The 21,099-nt window shown below is 46.3% G+C and carries 18 protein-coding genes; 8 read left to right on the forward strand and 10 right to left on the reverse strand.

Annotated features, from left to right (window positions below):
- The first annotated feature begins 16 nt into the window (after positions 1-16).
- On the forward strand, positions 17-667 hold the full coding sequence (locus tag M5E81_RS10500; RefSeq protein WP_021720410.1) for a 3'-5' exonuclease: 651 nt from the start codon (positions 17-19) through the stop codon (positions 665-667).
- Between the two features lie 77 nt (positions 668-744).
- On the opposite strand, the gene M5E81_RS10505 is transcribed toward M5E81_RS10500, so the two are convergent.
- The 5 genes from M5E81_RS10505 to M5E81_RS10530 all read right to left on the reverse strand — a co-directional run bounded on the left by M5E81_RS10505 (position 745) and on the right by M5E81_RS10530 (position 6,970).
- Entirely contained in the window at positions 745-1,788 is a 1,044-nt protein-coding gene (locus M5E81_RS10505) for a type II asparaginase (protein ID WP_272881130.1), read from the reverse strand.
- 3 nt (positions 1,789-1,791) lie between these two features.
- Positions 1,792-2,220: a C-GCAxxG-C-C family (seleno)protein gene (locus M5E81_RS10510; RefSeq protein WP_249747469.1), complete on the reverse strand. Its 429-nt coding sequence runs from the start codon at positions 2,218-2,220 to the stop codon at positions 1,792-1,794.
- Positions 2,221-2,321: 101 nt separating this feature from the next.
- Entirely contained in the window at positions 2,322-2,819 is a 498-nt protein-coding gene (locus M5E81_RS10515) for an HD domain-containing protein (RefSeq protein ID WP_249747470.1), read from the reverse strand.
- Positions 2,820-3,016: 197 nt separating this feature from the next.
- Positions 3,017-4,693 carry an ammonium transporter gene (locus M5E81_RS11330; protein WP_009145669.1) on the reverse strand — a complete coding sequence of 559 codons (1,677 nt, stop codon included), beginning with the start codon at positions 4,691-4,693 and terminating at the stop codon, positions 3,017-3,019.
- Positions 4,694-4,882: 189 nt separating this feature from the next.
- Positions 4,883-6,970, reverse strand: a complete 2,088-nt coding sequence (locus M5E81_RS10530) for a glutamine synthetase III family protein (RefSeq protein WP_009145670.1) — start codon at positions 6,968-6,970, stop codon at positions 4,883-4,885.
- 506 nt (positions 6,971-7,476) lie between these two features.
- Between M5E81_RS10530 and M5E81_RS10535 the strand changes: the two genes are divergently transcribed.
- From M5E81_RS10535 to M5E81_RS10545, 3 genes are all read left to right on the forward strand, one after another.
- Positions 7,477-8,688: an ATP-binding protein gene (locus M5E81_RS10535; protein WP_249747471.1), complete on the forward strand. Its 1,212-nt coding sequence runs from the start codon at positions 7,477-7,479 to the stop codon at positions 8,686-8,688.
- A gap of 143 nt (positions 8,689-8,831) precedes the next feature.
- Positions 8,832-10,289, forward strand: a complete 1,458-nt coding sequence (locus tag M5E81_RS10540) for a monomeric [FeFe] hydrogenase (RefSeq protein ID WP_249747472.1) — start codon at positions 8,832-8,834, stop codon at positions 10,287-10,289.
- Between the two features lie 127 nt (positions 10,290-10,416).
- Positions 10,417-11,307 (forward strand): DMT family transporter, encoded by an 891-nt coding sequence (locus M5E81_RS10545; RefSeq protein ID WP_009145675.1) that lies wholly within the window; start codon positions 10,417-10,419, stop codon positions 11,305-11,307.
- A gap of 47 nt (positions 11,308-11,354) precedes the next feature.
- Here M5E81_RS10545 and M5E81_RS10550 read toward each other — a convergent pair whose 3' ends face one another.
- Positions 11,355-12,236 (reverse strand): LysR family transcriptional regulator, encoded by an 882-nt coding sequence (locus tag M5E81_RS10550; RefSeq protein WP_249747473.1) that lies wholly within the window; start codon positions 12,234-12,236, stop codon positions 11,355-11,357.
- A gap of 359 nt (positions 12,237-12,595) precedes the next feature.
- Here M5E81_RS10550 and M5E81_RS10555 point away from each other — a divergent pair, with 359 nt between their 5' ends.
- The 4 genes from M5E81_RS10555 to M5E81_RS10570 all read left to right on the forward strand — a co-directional run bounded on the left by M5E81_RS10555 (position 12,596) and on the right by M5E81_RS10570 (position 15,648).
- Positions 12,596-13,534: a hypothetical protein gene (locus M5E81_RS10555; protein WP_249747474.1), complete on the forward strand. Its 939-nt coding sequence runs from the start codon at positions 12,596-12,598 to the stop codon at positions 13,532-13,534.
- Between the two features lie 17 nt (positions 13,535-13,551).
- The gene (locus M5E81_RS10560; protein WP_249748104.1) at positions 13,552-13,758 is read left to right on the forward strand and encodes a methylmalonyl-CoA mutase family protein; all 207 of its coding nucleotides are present in this window, start codon (positions 13,552-13,554) and stop codon (positions 13,756-13,758) included.
- A gap of 78 nt (positions 13,759-13,836) precedes the next feature.
- Complete coding sequence (locus M5E81_RS10565; RefSeq protein ID WP_249747475.1) at positions 13,837-15,207, forward strand: MmgE/PrpD family protein; 1,371 nt, start codon at positions 13,837-13,839, stop codon at positions 15,205-15,207.
- 3 nt (positions 15,208-15,210) lie between these two features.
- A complete protein-coding gene (locus M5E81_RS10570) occupies positions 15,211-15,648 on the forward strand; it encodes a PaaI family thioesterase (RefSeq protein ID WP_009145679.1) in 438 nt (145 codons plus the stop codon).
- Positions 15,649-15,774: 126 nt separating this feature from the next.
- Here the strand turns inward: M5E81_RS10570 and M5E81_RS10575 are convergent, their stop codons facing one another.
- From M5E81_RS10575 to M5E81_RS10590, 4 genes are all read right to left on the reverse strand, one after another.
- Positions 15,775-15,960, reverse strand: coding sequence for a hypothetical protein (locus tag M5E81_RS10575; protein WP_249747476.1), 186 nt, complete (start codon positions 15,958-15,960; stop codon positions 15,775-15,777).
- A 22-nt stretch (positions 15,961-15,982) separates the two neighbouring features.
- The gene (locus M5E81_RS10580; protein ID WP_009145681.1) at positions 15,983-16,828 is read right to left on the reverse strand and encodes an Rpn family recombination-promoting nuclease/putative transposase; all 846 of its coding nucleotides are present in this window, start codon (positions 16,826-16,828) and stop codon (positions 15,983-15,985) included.
- Positions 16,829-17,149: 321 nt separating this feature from the next.
- A complete protein-coding gene (locus M5E81_RS10585) occupies positions 17,150-18,274 on the reverse strand; it encodes a YadA-like family protein (protein ID WP_249747477.1) in 1,125 nt (374 codons plus the stop codon).
- 115 nt (positions 18,275-18,389) lie between these two features.
- Positions 18,390-20,558, reverse strand: a complete 2,169-nt coding sequence (locus M5E81_RS10590) for an autotransporter outer membrane beta-barrel domain-containing protein (protein WP_249747478.1) — start codon at positions 20,556-20,558, stop codon at positions 18,390-18,392.
- Positions 20,559-21,099: the final 541 nt, after the last annotated feature.

A 21,099-nucleotide genomic window follows, 5' to 3' on the forward strand; every position in this document is an offset into this window, starting at 1 on the left:
GTAAGAAGGGATTGCTATGAAGAAATTTTTAGTCGTTGATTTTGAATTTACTACCTACGAGCGCCCTGTCGGCCGTCCGCGCGGCTTCTTTTCCGAGATTATCGAAATCGGCGCAGTGAAGCTGGACGGCGAACCGCTCACCGACTGCGGACGCATCCAGAGCTTTGTCAAACCACATTTTTATCCTAAGCAGGCTAAGGATTCTATGGATTTTTGCATGATAACCGCCAAGGATATGCAGCAGGCCATTGAATTTCCTGCCATGGTGCAGGAGCTGGCAGCGCTGTATGAAAGCGGCGAAACCTACTTTGTAGCCTGGGGAACCGAGGATTACAAGGTACTGCAGACAGGCTGCGAGCGTCATAAAATCGAAAACCCCGTAAAATACGAGGACTATCTTGATCTGGCGCTGGCCTACCGCCTCTGGAAGGGTGATGACTACACCACCGGTCTGAAAAAGGCTACCGAGGAGCAGGAGGTCAACACCGCCGGCCTTTGGCACACCGCCTTTGACGATGCCAACAACACCGGTAAGCTGCTGATTGAAATGTTTAACCGCGGCTGGAAGCTGGAGGATTTCTTCGCTGCCCGCGAGGCTTACGAAGCAGAGCGCGCTGCCCGTCAGGCAGAGCGTGCCAAGCACCATAACGGTTACAGAAGATGGTAAAATTTTAAAGCGCATAAAAAAGCTATCACCGGGCTTTGCCCGCTGATAGCTTTTTTGCTTTACATGCTGTTTATCTTTTAATAACGGCTGAAAACACCCTGCACCTCGCTGCGCTCCTGCGTCCGCAAAAGTGCTAATTGCAGCAAAAGGCGTGCCTTTTGCGGATTAAGGTTATCCGCATACAGGAAGCCCTGCTCCTGCCAACGCTCCAGACCTGCGGTAACAATACCGCTGCCTGTGCGGCTGGAACGCACAACCACAACGCCGCGGCTGACAGCCTCCGCCAGCGCCGCCTCCACCGCCTCATGAATGCTGCCCATGCCGCTGCCGGCGTAAATAAGGCCACGTGCGCCTGCCGCCAGTGCCGCATCCACAAACACGCGGTCCTCACCGATATGCGTGTAGATGATATCCACGCGCGGCAAAGCAGTAACACCGGTTACATCAAACTCGCTCTGCAGTGTGTGCAGACGCATGCTGCGGTAGTAGTAATGCACCTCACCGCCGACGATGAAACCTAAGGGACCGCCGTTCAGTGCCTTAAACGTCGCCACATTTGCTGTGTTGGTCTTAGTAACATCACGACCACTGTAGATTTCATCGTTCATCATCACCAGCACGCCCTGCCCGGCGCTTGCAGCGTCTACAGCAACCTTAACAGCGTTGATGATATTCAAAGGTCCGTCGGCACTGACTGCGGTGGCAGGACGCATTGCGCCTACGAGAACCACCGGCTTAGCGCTCTTCACCGTCAGGTTCAGGAAGAAGGCTGTTTCCTCCATAGTATCGGTACCATGGGTAATAACAACGCCGTCTACATCCTCCTGCGCCAGCAGCTCATTGCAGCGCTGCGCCAGGCGCAGCAGTAAAGCATCGGTAAGACTGCTGCTGTCGATGTTGCACAGCTGCTCGCCGCTGATATGCGCCAGCTCGCCCAGTTCAGGCACACCTGCCAGCAAATCGGCAACGCTGTAGGCACCGGCAGTATAGCCTGTCATCTGGGTGCCGGAGGAAGCCTTGCCGGCAATAGTGCCGCCGGTTGCTAAAATTACAATGTTCTTCAACTCAGTTTTTTCCATCAGCCTGACCTCCATCAGTCCTTCTGTCAGCTTCGCAGCCAATGCTTATTTTACCAGGCCCTTTTCCTGCAGATAATCGGATACCATATCTGCCGCTTCGGCAGTAATCTTAATGCATTTAGTTCTGTATTCCGGCGTACCGAAGCTCAGGCGGTTCAGTGCTCTGCAGCAAGAAGCACCGAAATGTTTGGTAAAGCGCTCATGAAACTCATGTGTATATTTATAGACCTCTGTCTGATGCTTTTCGGACGGATCCAATCTGCCAACGCTAGAGCTGATAACCAGGCAGGAGCTGCTCAGCGCACCGCACACGCAGCCGCTGCGGCCGATACCGCCGCCCATGCCGGACACCATGCGGATTGCTACATCCGGCAGGCCCAGCTCTAATCCGTCGTTACACGCCTTAACAACGGATTCTACGCAGTTATTGCCATCGTTATGGTACTGCTCTGCTAAATCATAAATTTCCTTCATATCTTATCCCTCCAAAAAATAACCTAATCTTGTTTATTTTAGCAAGCATGAGGCAAAATAGCAAGAAAAATGCTGTGACCGGCAAGCCACAGCATTTTATATCAAAGTCCGAACATAGTCTTAACCAACTTCGTTCCGCTCTCAGTTTTAAAAATACGCTCCACAGCCTTGGCAATATTCTCCTTCGGCGTACCGTCCTCATAAAAATTTACTATAAAATCAGCTTCCACAAGCAACTGATAATCAAGACCGTCAATGATATTATACGTATGGTGATGACCGACAAGATAGCAGATGCGTTCAATTTTTTCAGGGGCATAGCCAACCTTTTGCAAAAGCTCGCGTGCTACCGCAGGTCCTTCCTGCTCCTGAATTTTGCCTGTGCAGTGACCGGCACCGTACTTGGCCTCGCCGGGTTTAATACCGCAGTCATGCACAAGACCGGCCGCCTCCACAAGCTCTGTCAGCTCTGCATCCGCAGCCTCGCTCTCAGCCAGCTGCTTGGCTAGGCTGGCAACCTTGATAAAATGCTGGCAGCGGCGTGCATCTCCGGCAAAAAAAGCTATCATCTCGTTATATAAAGCAACGTTTTTATTCATAGCATTCACTCCAATCCGACTAAAATACGATTCAATCTTATTTTGGCCTAAACAATGCAGCTTTGCAAGTTTTTCGCCATAATAATATTATAAAAGCATTCTCCCCACAACACACAGAAAAGCGCTCTTAGCCTGCATTACGCAAGACACCGAGCGCCTTCCTGTTTTATTAGGGAGTTTGATTAGGGAGAAGCAAATTATTTTTCCTCAATAGGATAATCCTGCAGAGCATCATAGCCTGTTTCACCGGTACGAATCTTAACAACATCCTCAACATCATAGATGAAGATTTTGCCATCGCCGTATTTGCCGGTATACAAAACCTGCTTAGCAACATTGACTACTGCTGCAACAGGAATTGCGGAAACAATCATTTCAACCTTTACCTTCGGCAGCAGGTGAGCAGCAACCTCAGCACCACGATACATTTCTGTGGACCCCTTCTGGATGCCGTAGCCCAGAACCTTAGTAACAGTCATGCCGGTAATTCCCAGCTTATCTAAAGCACTCTTCAATGCTTCGAAACGATTTTGCGAGGTGATAATAACAACCTTGCTCATCTTTACTGCGCCTGCAGGCTTAGCTGCAGTTTCTTTGACCGGAGTAACATAGGTAGTAGTAACAGAAGTCTGTGCCTCCAGCGAAGTTTGCATAAAGTCGGCATAGCTGCTGAGCAGACCGTGCTCTTCCATATCCAGACCTTTGATTTCTTCGGATTCCTTAACACGCAGGCCGAAGAGCTTATCAAGAATTTTAAAGATAATCGTCATGGTAACCGCAACATAGATTGCTACAGTAACAACACCGATAATTTGTTTTACCAGAAAATCAGTACCGCCGCCATAGAAGAGGCCGCCGTCAAGAGCGAAGAGACCGGTTGCGATAGTACCGAAGGCACCACAGATACCGTGAACAGAAATTGCACCAACAGGATCATCAATCTTCAGCTTCTGGTCGAAGAATTCAACAGCAGCGACTACCAGCACACCGGCAATCAGGCCGATGATTAAAGCGCCGGCCGGGCTTACCATATCGCAGCCTGCGGTAATTGCTACCAGACCAGCAAGCACGCCGTTCAGAGTCATAGAAACATCAGGCTTGCCGTAACGAATCCAGGTGTAAATCATAGTTGCGGTAGCAGCAGCTGCTGCAGCCATGTTAGTGGTAATGAAGATAGCACCCATGGAAACCAGAACATCATCACCGGTTGCACAAACGGTAGAAGCACCGTTGAAACCGAACCAGCCGAACCAGAGAAGGAAAACACCCAAGGCACCAAGCGGAATGCTGTGACCGGGAATAGCGTTTACCGTACCGTCGGTATTGTATTTGCCGATACGCGCGCCAATCATCTTTGCACCGACGAGAGAAGCAACGCCGCCTACCATATGAACGGCAGTAGAACCGGCGAAATCATGGAAGCCCATCTGTGCGAGCCAGCCGCCACCCCAAATCCAGTGACCGCTGATCGGATAAATAACAGCACTGATTAATACGCTGTAAATGCAATATACCAAGAAGTTGGTACGTTCTGCCATAGCACCGGAAACAATGGTTGCTGCAGTAGCACAGAACATCGTCTGGAAGATAAAGTAGGCTGTGCTCGGATAGCTGGCACCATAATCGCCTTTAACGAAGAAGTCCGGCGCTCCGATAAAGCCGCCGATATCGGTACCAAACATCAGGCCAAAGCCCAGAACCCAGAAAACGATGGAACCGAGGCACATATCCATGACGTTCTTCATGACGATGTTGCCGGCATTTTTAGCTCTGGTAAAGCCTGTTTCAACCATTGCAAAGCCCGGCTGCATAGAGAATACCAGGAAGGCACCTATCAGCACCCATATAGTATCGACAGATACATATTTGTCCATTTGTAAACACCCCTCAAATTATAATATTTTTTAACGCGTCATTGAGCAGCGCTCACATGGCATTAGCTAAAGAAAGAGGGGCGTACCCGATTTTTCGGATACACCCCATTGTGTATGAGTTTTATTTATATATTATTTTATTTTTTATTATTACACCTTACTCAAGGCTGTCGAGAAGGTAGCCTCCGCTTACTCGTTTACGCCGAACAGCAACTCTCCATAAGTCGGATAGTCGAGATACTTACCACCGGTCAAAGCTTCGGCAGCATCAACAGCACTTCTCAGCTTGCCCATTTCTTCAAGAACGGTATCGTGATAGTACAGAGCCTGTTTCTCGCTGTCGCCGATTTCTGCTGCTTCCTTCAAGCCATCTTCCAGCTTCAGGGAGGATGCATACATTTCGCCGCCCAGCTTGCTCAGCTTATCAGCAAGTGCGCCTTCAAAGCCTGCGCTGACGCCGGCAGCCTTTTTATCCAGTACTGCTTTGGTCAGATCTTCGGTGTAAGCGGTAACTGCCGGGAGGATGTCCTTATGGAACATATCCAGCATGGTTGCTGCTTCGATAGAAATCGTGGTGCTGTAGTTCTCCAGCAGGATTTCTACACGAGATTCAACTTCGGCTTTAGTGAAGATATTATGTTTTTCGAACAGCTCGATGTTCTTTGCATGCCCCAGATACGGCAGAGCCTCCGGAGTAGATTTAAGGTTCAGCAGGCCACGTTTGGCAGCTTCCTCAACCCATTCGTCAGTATAACCGTTACCGTTGAAGACAATGCGTTTATGAGCCTTGTAGGTTTCTTTAACCAAATCATATACTGCTGCTTCCAGGTCAGGAGCATCTGCCAGCTTATCGGCAAATTCATCCAGCTCTTCGGCAACGATGGTGTTCAATACGATGTTGGGGCCGGCGATGGAGAACATGCTGCCCAGCATACGGAATTCAAATTTATTGCCGGTGAAGGCGAACGGAGAGGTTCTGTTTCTGTCGGTGTTATCCTTAACCAAAGCAGGAATGGTATCGTCGCTTACCTTGATGTAGCTTTCCGGGTTGCCGTTGTAAACCTTGTCTGCTGCAATAGCTTCGAGAACTGCAGTCAGCTCAGTGCCAAGGAACATGGAAACGATAGCCGGAGGAGCTTCGTTAGCGCCCAGACGATGGTCATTGCCGGCACTGGCAACAGATACACGCAGCAGATCCTGATATTCATCAACAGCTTTGATGATTGCTGCCAGGAAAGTCAAGAAGCGCAGGTTTTTGTACGGCTCCTTGCCGGGATCCAGCAGGTTCAAGCCTTCTTCCGTAGATAAGGACCAGTTGTTATGCTTACCGCTGCCGTTTACACCGTCGAAGGGTTTTTCATGCAGCAGGCAAACAAGGCCATGACGCAGAGCAACACGTTTCATGAACTCCATCATCAGTTGGTTATGGTCAGAGGCTACGTTGGTAGTTGTGAAGATAGGTGCCAGCTCGTGCTGTGCCGGAGCAACTTCGTTATGCTCGGTCTTGGCGAGTACGCCAAGCTTCCACAGCTCATCGTCCAAATCCTTCATGAAGGAAAGAACTCTTTGTTTGATAATGCCGAAGTAGTGGTCGTCCAGCTCCTGCCCACGCGGAGATTTCGCACCGAAAAGGGTTCGGCCGGTGTAAACCAGGTCTTTACGTTTTTCCCACATTTTTTTATCTACGAGGAAATATTCCTGTTCCGGACCAACAGTACTGTTGACGCGGATGGTATCAATGCCGAACAGCTTCAGCAGCTTGCAGGCTGCTTTGCTGGCTGCATTCATGGAACGCAGCAGCGGAGTCTTTTTATCCAGCACTTCGCCGGTGTAGGAGCAGAAGGCTGTAGGAATGCACAGGCAGTTATCTTTGATAAATGCATAGGAGGTCGGGTCCCATGCTGTATAGCCGCGAGCTTCAAAGGTTGCACGCAGGCCGCCGGACGGGAAGCTGGAAGCATCAGGTTCGCCCTGAATCAGCTCTTTGCCGGAGAAGTCCATAATAACACGGCCTTCAGCAGTAGGAGAAATGAAGCTTTCATGCTTTTCAGCAGTAATACCGGTCATTGGTTGGAACCAATGGGTGAAATGAGTGCAACCATGCTCCAGAGCCCAGTCCTTCATAGCATTGGCGATGATATTAGCAATTTCCAAATTCAGCGGAGTGCCTGCCAGCACTGCTGCCTTATATGCCTTATAGGTTGCAGTCGGCAGACGGTCCTTCATAACGCTTTCGTTAAAAACTAAGCTGCCAAACAGTTTCGGTACATCATTCATTGTAAAACCTCCCTAATTTCTCTCTGAGAATTTCCTTGGGTTTACGAAGAGTAAACCCCTCATTTGAAATACAGTTTTTTGTGCTTTACAGATTTTCTTCTCTCTGGCTCTGTAAATAAGAAAGCACCGTCAGCTGCGCCTTGCGCTGCTACGGTGCTTCGTTGCACTTATCATGGGTAAGAAGATAATTCTCACCGCTGATATAAAAGAAAAAGCAACCACGAAGTTTAGACCTTTCGATCCAACAACCACGTTGTTGCTTTATGCGCTTATTATAATACTAGGATTTGAATTTGTAAAGGGGGTAAGAGGAAATTTTTTTATTTTTTTCTGCGTATACTAAAAAAGTATGCTTATTTTCGACTACAACAGCAAGAATTTTTATCAGATATAACTGATAAAAATCTAAAATCATGAAAAATTTCAGTTATATCTGATAGAAATTTGATTTTCGTCTTGAATTTAAGATATAACTGATATATTATATAGATAGTGAGGTGATTTACATGATTAAAAGAGAATCTTACATGAAAAAAATCCGCCCATTCATTAACAGTGATTTAGTAAAAGTACTTACAGGTATCCGACGTTGCGGTAAATCTGTTATGTTAGATCTTATAAAACAAGAGCTGTTACAACAAGGAGTTACTCCCCAACAGCTTATTTCCTATAATTTTGAAAATATGAGCTTTGCCAGGCTTTGCAATGCCCAGGCTCTTCATGATGAAATAATAAGCCAAACCCAAGCTTTAACAGGAAAAATTTATCTTTTCTTTGATGAAATCCAAGAGGTAAAAGATTGGGAAAAATGTATTAATTCCTTACGTATAGAGCTTAATTGTGATATTTATATCACCGGTTCCAATGCCAAGCTCCTATCCGGTGAATTAGCCACTTATTTAGCAGGACGCTATGTAGAATTTGTTATTTATCCTTTTTCATTTTCTGAATTTATTGAGCTATATAATACTATACAGCCTAATACAAGTGAAGCAGACTGCTTCAAGAAATACCTGCACTTCGGAGGAATGCCATATTTGGCAGCCCTGCAATATAACGAAGCTGCCTGCAAACAATATTTACAGGATGTATATACATCAGTAGAACTGAAAGATATTGTACGCCGCAACAATATACGTGATGTTGACATGCTTGAACGCATACTTACCTACATAACTGCAAATATCGGTACCATTTTTTCTGCAAATGTGCTTTCTAAATATTTGAAAAGCGAAGGACGCAGTATGGCAACAGAAACCATTATCAACTACGTTAAAGCCTGCACCGATGCTTTTCTGTTTTATCAGGTAAAACGTCAGGATATACAAGGTAAAAAGCTGCTTGCTATCAACGAAAAATATTATGTCGCTGACCATGGCATCCGCGAAGCAGTCTTCGGCGGCAACATGAAGGATATCAATCTCATTTTGGAAAATATTGTTTATCTGGAGCTTTTACGCCGTGGTTATAAGGTGAGCATCGGCAAGTTAGATACCAAAGAAATTGATTTTATCTGTGAAAAACAGGATAAAAAAATTTATATTCAAGTTACGTACTTATTGGCTGCAGAAGAAACTATTCAACGTGAGTTCGGTTTTTACAATGAAATTACCGATAATTATCCGAAATATGTGCTTTCACTCGACGAATTCGATATGAGCCGTAATGGTATTATCCATAAAAATATCAGAGATTTTTTGACAGATGCATCTATATAACTGTTTAGAAAAATACCAAATTTAACATTATTAAAACCGTTACGTATACTCTTCAGCAGGATTTTTGCGTTCTGTAAAGAATTGTACAGTATAGAGTATGCAATGCAAAACGCAATATAACTAATTGCCAAGGAGGAACCGCTATGGAATTAACCGCTGTTGCGCAGCTGCGCCGCATGGTGCTGGAGCATTTATCCCGCTACACCTGGAATAACGAGTTGCCTGACCACGTCTACGATATTCTGCAGGAGGTACGCGAGGATACTCCGCGCTACCGCTGCTGTGTTTATAAAGAAAGAGCCGTACTGAAAAACCGTATTGATATGGCGTTGGGGCAGGAGTGCTCCAGCAATATCATCGAGGCTGCCAAGCTGACGCTGAACGAGCCTGAGCGCACCGATTTGCCGATTATCGACGTGCTCCCCGCAGCCTGCGACCAATGCCCGATTGATGCTTATTACGTTACCGATATGTGCCGTCACTGCATCACCCACAAATGCATGAATAACTGCCCGAAAAAGGCTATCAGCATTATTCAGGACCGTGCCTTTATCGATAAAACGAAATGTATCGAATGCGGACGCTGCAAGCAGATGTGCCCCTACGGTGCGATTATCGAAATCCATCGTCCCTGCGTGCGTGCCTGCGCCATCGGTGCCATCAGCATCGGTGAAAACCGTAAGGCTGTAATTGACTACGAAAAATGTGTTTCCTGCGGTGCCTGCCGCAACGCCTGCCCCTTCGGTGCTATCGACGAGCGCAGCAATATCATCCGCGTTATCCGTGAAATCCAGCAGGGCAAGCAGGTTATCGCCCTTGTGGCACCTTCTATCGTAGGCCAATACGGTTTGAAGATTACTATGGCGCAAATTTACGAGGCACTTCAAAAAGCAGGCTTCGCTGAAGTCGTAGAGGTTGGAATCGGCGCCGATATCACCAGCGTTAAAGAAGCAGAGGAATATCTGGATAAGGTTCCTGCCAAGCAGGGCTTTATGACCAGCTCCTGCTGCCCTGCCTTCGTTAAGCTGATTAAAACGCAGGTGCCGGAGGCTGCGGATAAAATTTCCGACACTCCCTCCCCCATGCTCACCTGCGCTGAGCTGATAAAGGAAAAATATCCTTATGCCGTTACCGTGTTCATCGGTCCCTGCATTGCCAAAAAGGTGGAAGCACGCGAGCACCGCGAAACCATCAACTACGTGCTTTCCTTTGAAGAGATTATGTGCATGCTGGAGGGCAAGGATATCAAATTTGCGGAAATGAGCGGCGATGCTGCGTATGAGCGTGATGCCTCCAAGCTCGGTCTGAGCTTCCCGCTGACTGCCGGAGTAAGTGCTGCCGTGCAGGATACGGTTGCCGCTATGGGCGGTGAGGTGCATAACGCACAATACTGCTCCGGACTGGACAAATGCCGTGATACGGTTAAGGCTGCTGCCGCAGGCAAGCTCGACTGCAGCTATATCGAAGGCATGGCCTGCCCCAACGGCTGCATCGACGGCCCTGATACCGTAGGCGACTTCCACATCACGAAGGTTGCCCTGACGAAATATGCTGCGGCAGCCCCCAACAAGCAGGCTGCCCAAGACAAGCACACAAAATAATAATTTAAAGCCTATCCCTTCTGTCATGCCGGCAGAGGGGATAGTTTGTTAATAGCAGGATTTTAGTCTGCTAAAATCATAGAGTGCGTTCTACTGCGCACCAAAAAGAACGGAGATTCCCAAGCAAATGCAAAACACCCGCTACATCGGGCACATTGCTGCCCTCATTACAATTGCTACCTGGGGCACAACCTTTATTTCTACAAAGGTTTTACTTACCGGCTTTCAGCCGTTGGAAATCCTTTTTTTCCGCTTTATTATGGCCTTTTTCGCCCTTTGGCTGGCCTATCCCCAAATGCTGAAAACAGATAAAAAGCAGGAGCCTGTTTTTATGGCCGCAGGCCTTTGCGGCATCTGCCTCTACTACCTTTTGGAAAACATCGCCTTGACCTATACACAAGCCTCCAACGTTGGCGTAATCGGCAGCACAGCGCCTTTCTTTACCGCGCTGCTGGCGCATTATTTTATGCGTTCTGCCGGCAGTTTAAGCAAGCAGTTCATCATCGGCTTTTTTATCGTGATGAGCGGTATTGCCTGCATCAGCTTCAATGGTGCAGCCATGCAGCTCAATCCGCTGGGTGATTTGCTGGCGATTTCCGCCGCTGTCGTGTGGGCGTTTTATGCTCTGCTGACGAAAAAAATCAGCAGCTACGGTTATCCTGTTATCCTCGCCACACGCAGAACATTTTTCTACGGCATTCTCTTTATGGTGCCGGCGCTCGGTTTTCTGGATTTTGAACTGAACCTGGCACGCTTCGCCAATACTACCTATCTTTTCAATATCGTCTTTCTGGGACTGGGCGCTTCTGCTCTCTGCTTTGTCACCTGGAATTTGGCAGTTAGGGAGTTGGGCGCAGTAAAGGCCAGCGTTTATATTTATATGGTGCCCGTCATCACCGTCATTACCTCGGCGATTGTCCTGCAGGAAAAAATCACTCTGCTGGTAGCACTCGGTACCATCCTGACAATGACCGGCCTGTTTATTTCAGAATACCGCCCGAAGAAAAAAATAAAGTAAGAAGGCAAACAAATACGCCCTAGGCATCAACAGCCTAAGGCGTATTTTTATTTATTCTGCATATAATAATTAATAAAGGTCTGCGCAACCTGCGACAGCTCTCTGCCCTTAACTATAGACAGTGTCATCTCCAGAAACAAGCGCTCATCCTTGATTTCCTTGCGGACCAGATTCGCTGGAAACAATTCTACAGCCGGTGCCGGTACAATTGCCACACCGGTATTTTTTTCTGCCCAAGCTATGGCCGAAAGCTTAGTAGTATTAATACTCATAACCTGCGGGAAAATGTGTGAATCCGAGCACACAGAAAAAAACAGCTCAGAACAGCCACGCGAAAGACATAACGGAATGTCCTCCAAATCATCCAGCAGGATATTAGGCTTATCATTTTTCAGATACGGGCTATCCTTATGAAAAAGCGCAACCAGACGCTCTTTACGGCTGAACAGCGTTTCAAAGCGTTTAGACTGCTTTAGGGGTGCATTGGCAATGCCTATTTCTGTTTTCCCCTCCAAAAGCTGCTGGGTTTGTTCGTCAATCGGCACCTCATACAGCTCATAATTAATATGCGGAAACTCTCTGTAAAAATCACTCAAAAAGTTTTTAATAAAGTTTATTGACATCGAAGGTGACAGACTGATGCGCAGCGTACCGCTAAAGCCTGCCTGACAGTCAACTATCTCCTTCAGAGCGCTGTTTTCTGCCGAGCAGATATACTTAGCCTTGTTATATAAAATACAGCCTGCATCCGTAAGCTCAATGCTGTGACCGCCACGGCGCACATGCAGCAGCTGCGTACCAAAACGCTTCTGCAGCACCTTAAGCTGATTACTCAGCGCCGGCTGGGCAATCGCTATCTGCTTAGCTGCGGCAGAAATACTGCCGGCTTCAACTATGGCAATAAAATTGCGGTAATATTCTATGTCCATATAGGGTTCTCCTTTACTTCTCTCTGCCTTTATTATACTATACAGCAATATTTCTGAGTACTTTTTTAGTTTTTAAAATTAAATTTTTCATAAAACCAATGACAGCATATGCAAAACACATATAACTCCAATAGATTATTTTTATAAGTGATTAGGAATAAAAGTATAAGTTCTTTCGTTTTTTTCTAAAAACAGACAACTATATATCATGAATTATCCCGTTCCCGCATCAAAGAACGAGTTAACGTATATGCATTTCTTATATGTAAAATGTATTTTCTGTATTTTACTTTATATGTTGATAGATTTAAACTGTAAGCAGATAAGGAAATTTCCAAAAAAGAAAAGAGGTTTTTGAAATGCTGGATGCAACACGTTTGCGCACCCCCTGCCTATTTGACAAAATAGTCAGCGCGGACGAAGCAGCCACACTTATTACCGACGGTATGAATGTCGGTGTCAGCGGCTTCACCCCCTCTGGCTATCCTAAGAAAACCACACTTGCTCTCGCTAAAGCCATCAAGGCCGGCAAAAAATGCCGTATCAATATTTGGAGCGGTGCTTCCGTCGGACCGGAAATCGAAGAAACACTTGCCGAAGTCGGCGGTATCAGCGGGCGCATGCCTTATTATGCAGCCTCCAACAAAACACTCAGCCGCCAGATCAACACCGGCAGCGTAACCTATATTGATCAGCATTTAAGCCACTTTGCCCAACAAATCGACTACGGCTTTTACGGCGATGTTGATGTTGCAATCGTTGAAGCCGCTGCTATTAATGCAGACGGCAGCATTGTTCTCGGTTCTGGTGTCGGCAACACGCCTATGCTTGTAAAGCATGCAAAAAAAATTATCGTTGAGGTCAACACATCTATCCCGCTGACGCTGGAGGGAATGCACGATATTTACATCTGCAGCAAACCACCTGAGCGCACCGAAATCCCTATTTATCATGTCGGCGACCGCATCGGTTCTCCTTATGTAAGCTGCGGACTTGACAGAATTACCTGCATCGTCGAATCAGACATTGTCGACCATGTACGCAATTTAAGCGCTCCTGATGACACAAGCAAAAAAATTGCCGCTAACCTGGTTGATTTTCTGGAGCACGAGCAGCGCCACGGCCGTCTGCCGCAGCAAATGCTGCCGTTGCAGTCCGGCGTAGGAAGCATAGCCAATGCTGTATTAATGGGTTTGGCAGAATCTAAATTTGAAAATCTTACTATGTACTCAGAGATTTTGCAAGATTCTGTTTTCAAAAGGCTGTCAAAACAAATGACGTTATTACGGCAGATTTAAGCGTTGCGGAACGTCAGATTGCCCGTGTAAATGAAATGAAGGCTCACCGTGACCAGCACGCAGTAGATGCTTCCCTGAAAGCTCTGAAGGAAGCTGCCAATGGTGAAGCTAACCTTATGCCTTATCTGATTGATGCTGTTAAAACCTATGCAACCTTAGGCGAAATCTGCGGCGTACTGCGCGAGGTTTTCGGAGAATACCAGCAGGGAGGTAATTTGTTTTAAGGCTAAGGCAGGTGTTTACGTTGCATTTGGCGAATACCATGGCAATAGTTAAAATTAAAGCAAAGGCAGGTATTTACAATGACAACTAAAGCATTAGCAAAATTTACCGCAGAATTGTGCTACGAAAAGCTTTCTGCTCACAGTATCGAAATGGCTAAAAAATGTCTGCTGGACTGGCTGGGAATTGCTATCCGCGGTTCGCAGGAAAAACCGGTACGCATCATCCATGATGTTATTCTTCAGGGCGATGCACCGAAGGCGAATATCTTCGGCAGTATCCCTGCAAAAAAGGCTAGCGCCCTGAACGCTGCCTTTATCAACAGCGCTGCTTCCCACAGTCTGGACTTCGATGATTTGCATAACCCTTCGATTATCCACCCGGCCTGCGTCGTTGTTTCACCCGCGCTGGCTGTCTGCGAAGCGGAGCACAAAAGCGGCAAGCAGCTTATTGCCGCTATATGCGCAGGCTACGAGGCCAGCGGCCGCGTAGGCGAAGCTGTAATCCCAGAATCCTACTTCTTCTGGCATACCACCGGTACTGCAGGCACCATCGCCGCCGGTGCTGCTGCCGCCAACGCCCTCGGTCTTGACGCACAGCAGACACTGATGTGCTACGGCAGCGCCGGTACACAGGCAGCAGGCCTGTGGGAGTTTTTAAAAGAGGGTGCCATGAGCAAGCCGCTGCACACAGGCAAGGCTTCCTACAGCGGTGTTCTCAGCGCTTATCTGTCGCAAAAGGGCTTTACTGCCGCCAGCGAAATTTTAGAAGGCGAAAAGGGCTTCTGCCGTGCCATGGTCAAAGAACCGCATCTGGAAAAGCTTACCGAAAGCATGAGCACCGACAAGCTGAAAATCGACATCAACTCCTTCAAGCCCTACGCCTGCTGCAAGCATGCTCACGCCGCTCTTTACGCCATTCAGGAGCTGCGCAAGGCTCATTCTCTGCAGCCTGAGGACATCGCTAAAATTAAGCTTTACGTCAACGATATTACGAACTATCTGATCAATAATCCGCAGCCGCAAACTCCCTACGGCGGCAAATTCAGTATTCAATATTGCTCCGCTGCCATGCTGAAGTTCGGCGAAGTAGGCATTGCGCAGTTCAGTGAGGAATGTATCCATAACAAAGAGCTTACGGATTTAATGCAGCGCATCGAGGTTATCCGCGATGAGGCTATGGAACAGCTTCATGCGGCAGATGCTTCCAAATTGGCTTCCAGAGTAGAAATCCAGCTGCAAAACGGACAAACACTGACAATGCAGGTTGATTATCCTAAGGGAGATCCGGAAAATCCTCTGACCTGGGAGGAGCTATGTGCTAAATTTATGAGCCTTGCCGTACCTGTCTACGGTGAAGCTAAAGCATTACGTTTACAAAATTGGGTAGCAAGCCTTGAGCAATGCAGTGACGTTGCCCAAGCTTTGGACGCCTGTCTAAAGGAGGAATGATTTATGCAACCGGAAGAAATTATCCGAAGCGTAAAAGATATCTACACGCATAACGCTTTTATGCAGCATTGCGGCATAAAGGTTCACAGCATCAGCTGCGGCAAAGCTGCAGTAGGCCTGCGCATCGACCCTGCCATACACACAAACCTCAACGGCAAGCTGCACGGAGGCTTGCTTACAACACTGGTGGATAATGCCACCGGCATCGCCTGCGCCGCTATGGGCAAGCGCGTGGTTACGGTATCGATGACCGTAGATTTCATCAAGGGCGCTCCTTCCGGTGCAATGGTAGAGGCACAGGCTGAGGTTGTTTCGCATAATGACCGTTTGATTACTATGCAGATTCATGTATATGATACTGATGCAGATACACTGCTGGCCACCGGCAGCTGCTGTATGCTGACGATTGCCGACTTCCCCGGAATTCCGGAAAAGTGGTAGATGTCAGCTCCGCAGGTAGTCTGTAAAGCGTATACCATAACAGCTTAACTGCTTTCGTTACAATGTAAAAAGGCGTTCTCCCCTGCGGGAGAACGCCTTTACTGTAAGAAAAAATCTTTGTCAAATTCATTCCGCCTTAATTGCTTCAACCTGCTCAATGGAAAGTGAAGTAGCCTTAGCAATATCCTCTACAGATAATCCCATGCTTAAAAGACGCTTTGCAGTTGCAGTCTTTTCTTTTGCCTTGCCTTCGGCGAGACCTTCAGCCTTAGCTTCTCGTCTTTCGTCTAACAAACGTGCTTCCAAAAGCATAAATTCTCGCCTCACTTTCGAATCAAGCTTGTTCAGCCTTAATCGCTTCAACCTGCTCAACGGAAAGTGAAGTAGCCTTAGCAATATCCTCTACAGATAATCCCATACTTAAAAGACGCTTTGCAGTTGCAGTCTTTTCTTTTGCCTTGCCTTCGGCGAGACCTTCAGCTTTGCCTTCAGCCTTAGCTTCTCGTCTTTCGTCTAACAAACGTGCTTCCAAAAGCATAAATTCTCGCCTCACTTTCGAATCAAGCTTAAGATAGCTGATTTCATCATCAATTTGTCTTGTGAAATCGCTATTTATAACGTGGTTATTAACATAATCATAAAAACTTTTGATGTCCTTGGAAATACTGCCATGCGTACCCTTGGTATTCAAAATCATAGTAGTTGCTTCATCGGGAAGCTCCAGCTCCAAATCCTCCAGACAACGCTTTTTAAAGGTGTAAACATAATTTCCCTTGGCAAAAAAATCAAAAACACAGATAAAAATGATATAGGTTGGCGGCAACAGATCATATTCCTGGTTCTTCTGCAGCAAGTCAATATCCATCAATGCCTGATAGTAGCGTGTGCGCTTGGGCAGCACGTAGTTTTTGGTATCAGGATTTTTGGTGTTCTTGACCTGCATTTCCAGATTGTAATGCGTATTCTTGTCATCTGCCACAATGATGTCTAGACGGATACCACGGCTGACGAATTCAGGCTCAAGGGATTTTTCTGCCTCCAAGTAGTTGATATCAGCAATTTTGATCTGCAGTAATTCCTCTAACAGGTGAATACAGATACGCTTGCGCGACATAACCTTTTTGAATATGAAATCACTTTGAATCGTCAGGTTTTCGAATTTTGTTGCTAAGTTTTGCATATCTTTCCTCCTTTGATTATAGCATAAAGTCAGGCAAAAATATATAAGCCGGCGATTGCAACTGACGTAAAAGAAAAGGCGCCTGCCGAAAGCTCGACAAGCGCCACTGATCCGCATGACCAGGCATAAGCTCCGCCAAAATGCGGCTACCTATGCAACTAAGGTAATTATATCACAGATGTATTATAAAAAACAATAGTTCATAAAAAGAAAAATGCCGTTGCAATTATTGATATATTCCCTGCGACAAAAGGCGTTCTCCCCTGCGGGAGAACGCCTTTACTGTTTATTGAGCTTTATTCACTTGTCACTGCCGACAATTTATTTTGCCAGCTTGTTGCCGTAATGGTCGCGCTCGCCTTTAGTATCGTTTACGCGTACACGTTCGATCTTATCGCGATCGCCGTCTTCACCGCTGATGCGGTCTACACGGATGCGGCCCAATTCAGGCTCAAATTCTTTGATGATCTTTTCTTCCAGAGCTGCGCCTTTTTCGATTGCACGATAGAGCATTGCAGCAAATTCATAACGAGTCATCAGACGGTCACCGCCGAAGTTACCGTCAGGATAGCCTTCAATGTAGCCATTGCCTGCCAGCTTAGCGATGTATTCATATGCCCAGTGGTTAGCCGGGATATCCGGGAAGAGCTTGGTCTTGGTTTCATCCAGCATACCTAATGCTTTTTCCATCTTAGCCATCTTAGCGCCCATTACTGCCAGCTGACCGCGCAGGTCGATAACCTCACGAGCCAGAGCGGTGCGGCTGTTGCTTACATGGTTAGTGCGGTCCAGAGCGAAGGATACGCCTGCGTTAACCATGTTTTCACCATTGCCTACGGTACCTGCAACACTGAACATTACCTTTTCGTCAGGACGATAGTATGCGCCGATTGCTGCAGCGTTTTCGCCTGCATAGTTGCCATAGCCTGCGGAGAAGGTCAGTTTGTCGTCCGGATCGAAGTCCATCGGATGCAGTGCTGCCAGAGCTGCTGCGCCTGCGCCAACCTTGTTCACACGGCTGCCCAGTTGGTTGATGCGGTTGCTGTTGCTGATGACTTGGTTTTCAACGCCATTAATGCGGTTGTTGGTATCCTTCAACTGAGCTACGTTTACAGCATCGGTATCTTCGGTACCAGCTGCTACGTTGGTAATCTGACGGGTAATTTCTTCACCATCTGCAGAACTGCCTATAGATACAGCACCGGCATTTGCTTTCCAAACAGAAGATTCATCAGCAGATTTATCTCCTGTTACTGGATCATAGCCTGCCATACCGGCTTCTCTATCAGCAACGGATAATGAACTAAGCGCAACAGAGTACGCAGCACTTGCGTTAGCATAACTGCCAATTGCATTGGCATAATCAGCACTCGCTGCACTGTAAATACCCATTGCATTGGCATAATCAGCACTTGCTGCACTATAAAGACCCATTGCATCAGTCATTTTATATTTATAAAGCAAAGTCAGGCATCACAGCTCACGCACAGCAAAACCCCCGCCCTGGTCGCAAAGCCGACAGAGCGGGGGTTGTTAAGCACAAGTTCTATTCAGTTATACGTTAGAAGGCATAGCGTAAACCAACATTAGCCTGCCAGGTGCGGTCATAGTTACCGCCAAGAGTACGTTCAAAATCACAATAGAGGTAGGTATCTTTGCCAAGGCTAAAGTCCGCGCCTAAGCCCAAATCCCACCAGCTGTCCTGACCATTAAAGCTGCTTTGTTCACTGCCGTCTGCAGCGCTTACTCTAATATTCTGGTCGCCACAGAATTCATGCAGCCAGTCTGCCTTCATATAGAAGTTACCTTTATCGCTAAAGTCGCGTCCAAGACGGAAGCCTGCACGGGCAATAACGCTTGTTGCGGCATCCTGTTCAACCTTTACGCCATAATTAGTTCTGTAGTCAGCACTGCCTACTCTTGCAATCTGCAGCTGTGCCTGAGGTTCAACATACCAACCATTATCGTTGGCAAGCTTTCTGCCCCATTCACCACTGATGCTGCCAAAGTTTTGATGATACTTGCCCTTGATAATTTCCTGATTACGGGTAGTTACATCAAGATCATTACTGGTGCGACCGCCACGCAAAACTAAATCAAGGTAATGGCCTTTGTCGCCAATCCAGGTATCATACAAGCTCAAAGCGTAACGCTCATGCTCACCGTTGCCCTTCAGGCCAAGCAGGCTGGTGTTGGCATCAGTGTAATCAACTGCACCGCCGCGATAGTGCTTGCCATCCTTTTCCAGCTTCAGCTTATCAAAGCCAACCTGGAATATGTTGCTGTTAGTCTTAAAGCTGTTTTCCCAACCGGTGCGTGCATGACGATAACGAACCCAAAGGCCGCTGTCGCCTTCCAGATAACGGCTTTCGCCCATGCGTTTGTTGAATCTGTCCATCTCTGTGCCAAGAGCATAGCCGGCCTGCATTGCTTTGAAGGCTGCCGGAATATTTTCGTTGGCATCACCCTGATCTAAAGCAATGAACCAATCCTTAGCATTTCCGTTTGCTTCATTTTTTACAGCGTATTTGTAGTCATACAGGTTAGCTGCCGAAGTCTTAGGAGCCAGCGCTTCCACTGTACTGCTGGTGAAGGTTACGCCGCCGCTCTTGTCGTTTGCAAAATACAGCTTGCTATCCTTTCCCATAGCGTCCAGATTTGCTTTATCTGCTTCAAACTGTACGTCATGCTTGCCTTCTCCGGATTGCGTAATGTAAATATAGTCGCTGTCTTTTTTTACCTCGCTGGTACTGGTAATTGCCTGATCATCACCGGCAGTATATTTCAAATCAACCTTGAAGATACCATCTGTACCCTTTAAGGTACCGATTTGCACATAACGGTGATCACCGTTATCGTACATATGAAGAGCTCCGAATTTATCGCTTCTGAGTGCTTTGTCGTTGTTTACCTCGGTAAATTTTTTCTTCACATCAGCATTACGCAGATTGATGATGCCACCATCCTTTAAGGTAACATTGCCAATATAGGTGCCGGTTGTATATGCTTTCTCTTCAAAGCTTTTTGTGATTGCACCTGTAGTATAAATCCATTCAGCTCCGTTACGAATCGTCAACTGTAGATTGCCCTCATTTTCTGATACCGATCCATCTTTTTCATAGTAAATCTTATGATTTCCATACCAATACGAATTTTCATTATTTAAATCAACACTAATAGTTCCACCATTGCGATGAGCCATATCAATATCGCCGATAATTTTTGTATAACCGGTTTCTTGCGTTGCTATAGCAATACAACCGCCATTTTTTGCTGATAAAGCCTGACTGCCATAGCCATCTTTCAGCGCGTTAGCAATAATAACTACTTTTTCTGCTCCACGGAAGTCTATATTAGGTTTATCTGCACTTCCCAATCTTGTATAAACAGCGTTTGTACTTTGTGTAGATATGCAGCTATCTTTAATATATACATTACCATCAGCTTTAAAAATAGCATATCGAACGCTTGAATTATCGTTGTTGACTGCATCAAATGGTTTGTCGTAGTTATCTTCTGCATTCTGTTCTTTACCATTCATAAAAATTGTTACATCATGGAAATTATTATCGGTATAAAAAAATGGTGTATATGCACGATAAGTGTAATCCCAATCTTGATAATCCCATTGATCGCGCGTTGTAACTTCCAAATCTTTTGCCCAGGCTCCCATTACAGGAACACTGCTCATAATCAATCCCATCGCTACAATTTTTGCTAAAGATTTCATTAAACATTCCCCCTATAATTATGTTTTGTAATAAACATTGATACGCAGCCCCTGCCGCGTGTGGAAACAAGTTAAACAACTATTGTATTAATTATCCTGCGCCGATATTACTGTTTTTCAGTCCCGCTGTCTTGCAGCAACACTGGCAACAAGCCTTCGTAAAACAGCTTCAAGTACACTCGAAGCTATTTAATCTTCGGCTAAATAATTTTATACATTATTTATTATAGCACTTCGAATTCCTTTTAGCAATGTGCTAACATGTACAAATAGTTTAAGTATGCTATTTTTAAAAAAACTGTAACCCGCATCCATGCTGAGTTTTACGAATTATTGCAGACTTTTTCTGAAAAATTTTCTAAAAAAATATTTTATTCTAAAATTATCTTCAACAAACTATCAACCGCCAATGGCTCTATTTAAAAAAAAGATTATGTAACATATTGAACAAATTTCTTCTAACCTCACCTTTTACTGCCTTTCATTCACCCTCAATACTATTTCTACAAGAGATTTTTGCAACATGTTACACTTTTCTCTT

Origin of the sequence: Phascolarctobacterium succinatutens (genome assembly GCF_023497905.1) — a bacterium.
GTDB lineage: Bacteria > Bacillota > Negativicutes > Acidaminococcales > Acidaminococcaceae > Phascolarctobacterium_A > Phascolarctobacterium_A succinatutens.

Excerpts from the sequence above, each read along its gene's own strand:
- M5E81_RS10580 (WP_009145681.1), bottom strand. The coding sequence starts at position 16,828 with ATGCAAAACTTAGCAACAAAATTCGAAAACCTGACGATTCAAAGTGAT.
- M5E81_RS10590 (WP_249747478.1), bottom strand. The coding sequence starts at position 20,558 with ATGAAATCTTTAGCAAAAATTGTAGCGATGGGATTGATTATGAGCAGT.
- M5E81_RS10530 (WP_009145670.1), bottom strand. The coding sequence starts at position 6,970 with ATGAATGATGTACCGAAACTGTTTGGCAGCTTAGTTTTTAACGAAAGC.
- M5E81_RS10510 (WP_249747469.1), bottom strand. The coding sequence starts at position 2,220 with ATGAAGGAAATTTATGATTTAGCAGAGCAGTACCATAACGATGGCAAT.
- M5E81_RS10555 (WP_249747474.1), top strand. The coding sequence starts at position 12,596 with ATGCTGGATGCAACACGTTTGCGCACCCCCTGCCTATTTGACAAAATA.
- M5E81_RS10550 (WP_249747473.1), bottom strand. The coding sequence starts at position 12,236 with ATGGACATAGAATATTACCGCAATTTTATTGCCATAGTTGAAGCCGGC.
- M5E81_RS10570 (WP_009145679.1), top strand. The coding sequence starts at position 15,211 with ATGCAACCGGAAGAAATTATCCGAAGCGTAAAAGATATCTACACGCAT.
- M5E81_RS10565 (WP_249747475.1), top strand. The coding sequence starts at position 13,837 with ATGACAACTAAAGCATTAGCAAAATTTACCGCAGAATTGTGCTACGAA.
- M5E81_RS10545 (WP_009145675.1), top strand. The coding sequence starts at position 10,417 with ATGCAAAACACCCGCTACATCGGGCACATTGCTGCCCTCATTACAATT.
- M5E81_RS10500 (WP_021720410.1), top strand. The coding sequence starts at position 17 with ATGAAGAAATTTTTAGTCGTTGATTTTGAATTTACTACCTACGAGCGC.
- M5E81_RS10535 (WP_249747471.1), top strand. The coding sequence starts at position 7,477 with ATGATTAAAAGAGAATCTTACATGAAAAAAATCCGCCCATTCATTAAC.
- M5E81_RS10575 (WP_249747476.1), bottom strand. The coding sequence starts at position 15,960 with ATGCTTTTGGAAGCACGTTTGTTAGACGAAAGACGAGAAGCTAAGGCT.
- M5E81_RS10585 (WP_249747477.1), bottom strand. The coding sequence starts at position 18,274 with ATGACTGATGCAATGGGTCTTTATAGTGCAGCAAGTGCTGATTATGCC.
- M5E81_RS10515 (WP_249747470.1), bottom strand. The coding sequence starts at position 2,819 with ATGAATAAAAACGTTGCTTTATATAACGAGATGATAGCTTTTTTTGCC.
- M5E81_RS10540 (WP_249747472.1), top strand. The coding sequence starts at position 8,832 with ATGGAATTAACCGCTGTTGCGCAGCTGCGCCGCATGGTGCTGGAGCAT.
- M5E81_RS11330 (WP_009145669.1), bottom strand. The coding sequence starts at position 4,693 with ATGGACAAATATGTATCTGTCGATACTATATGGGTGCTGATAGGTGCC.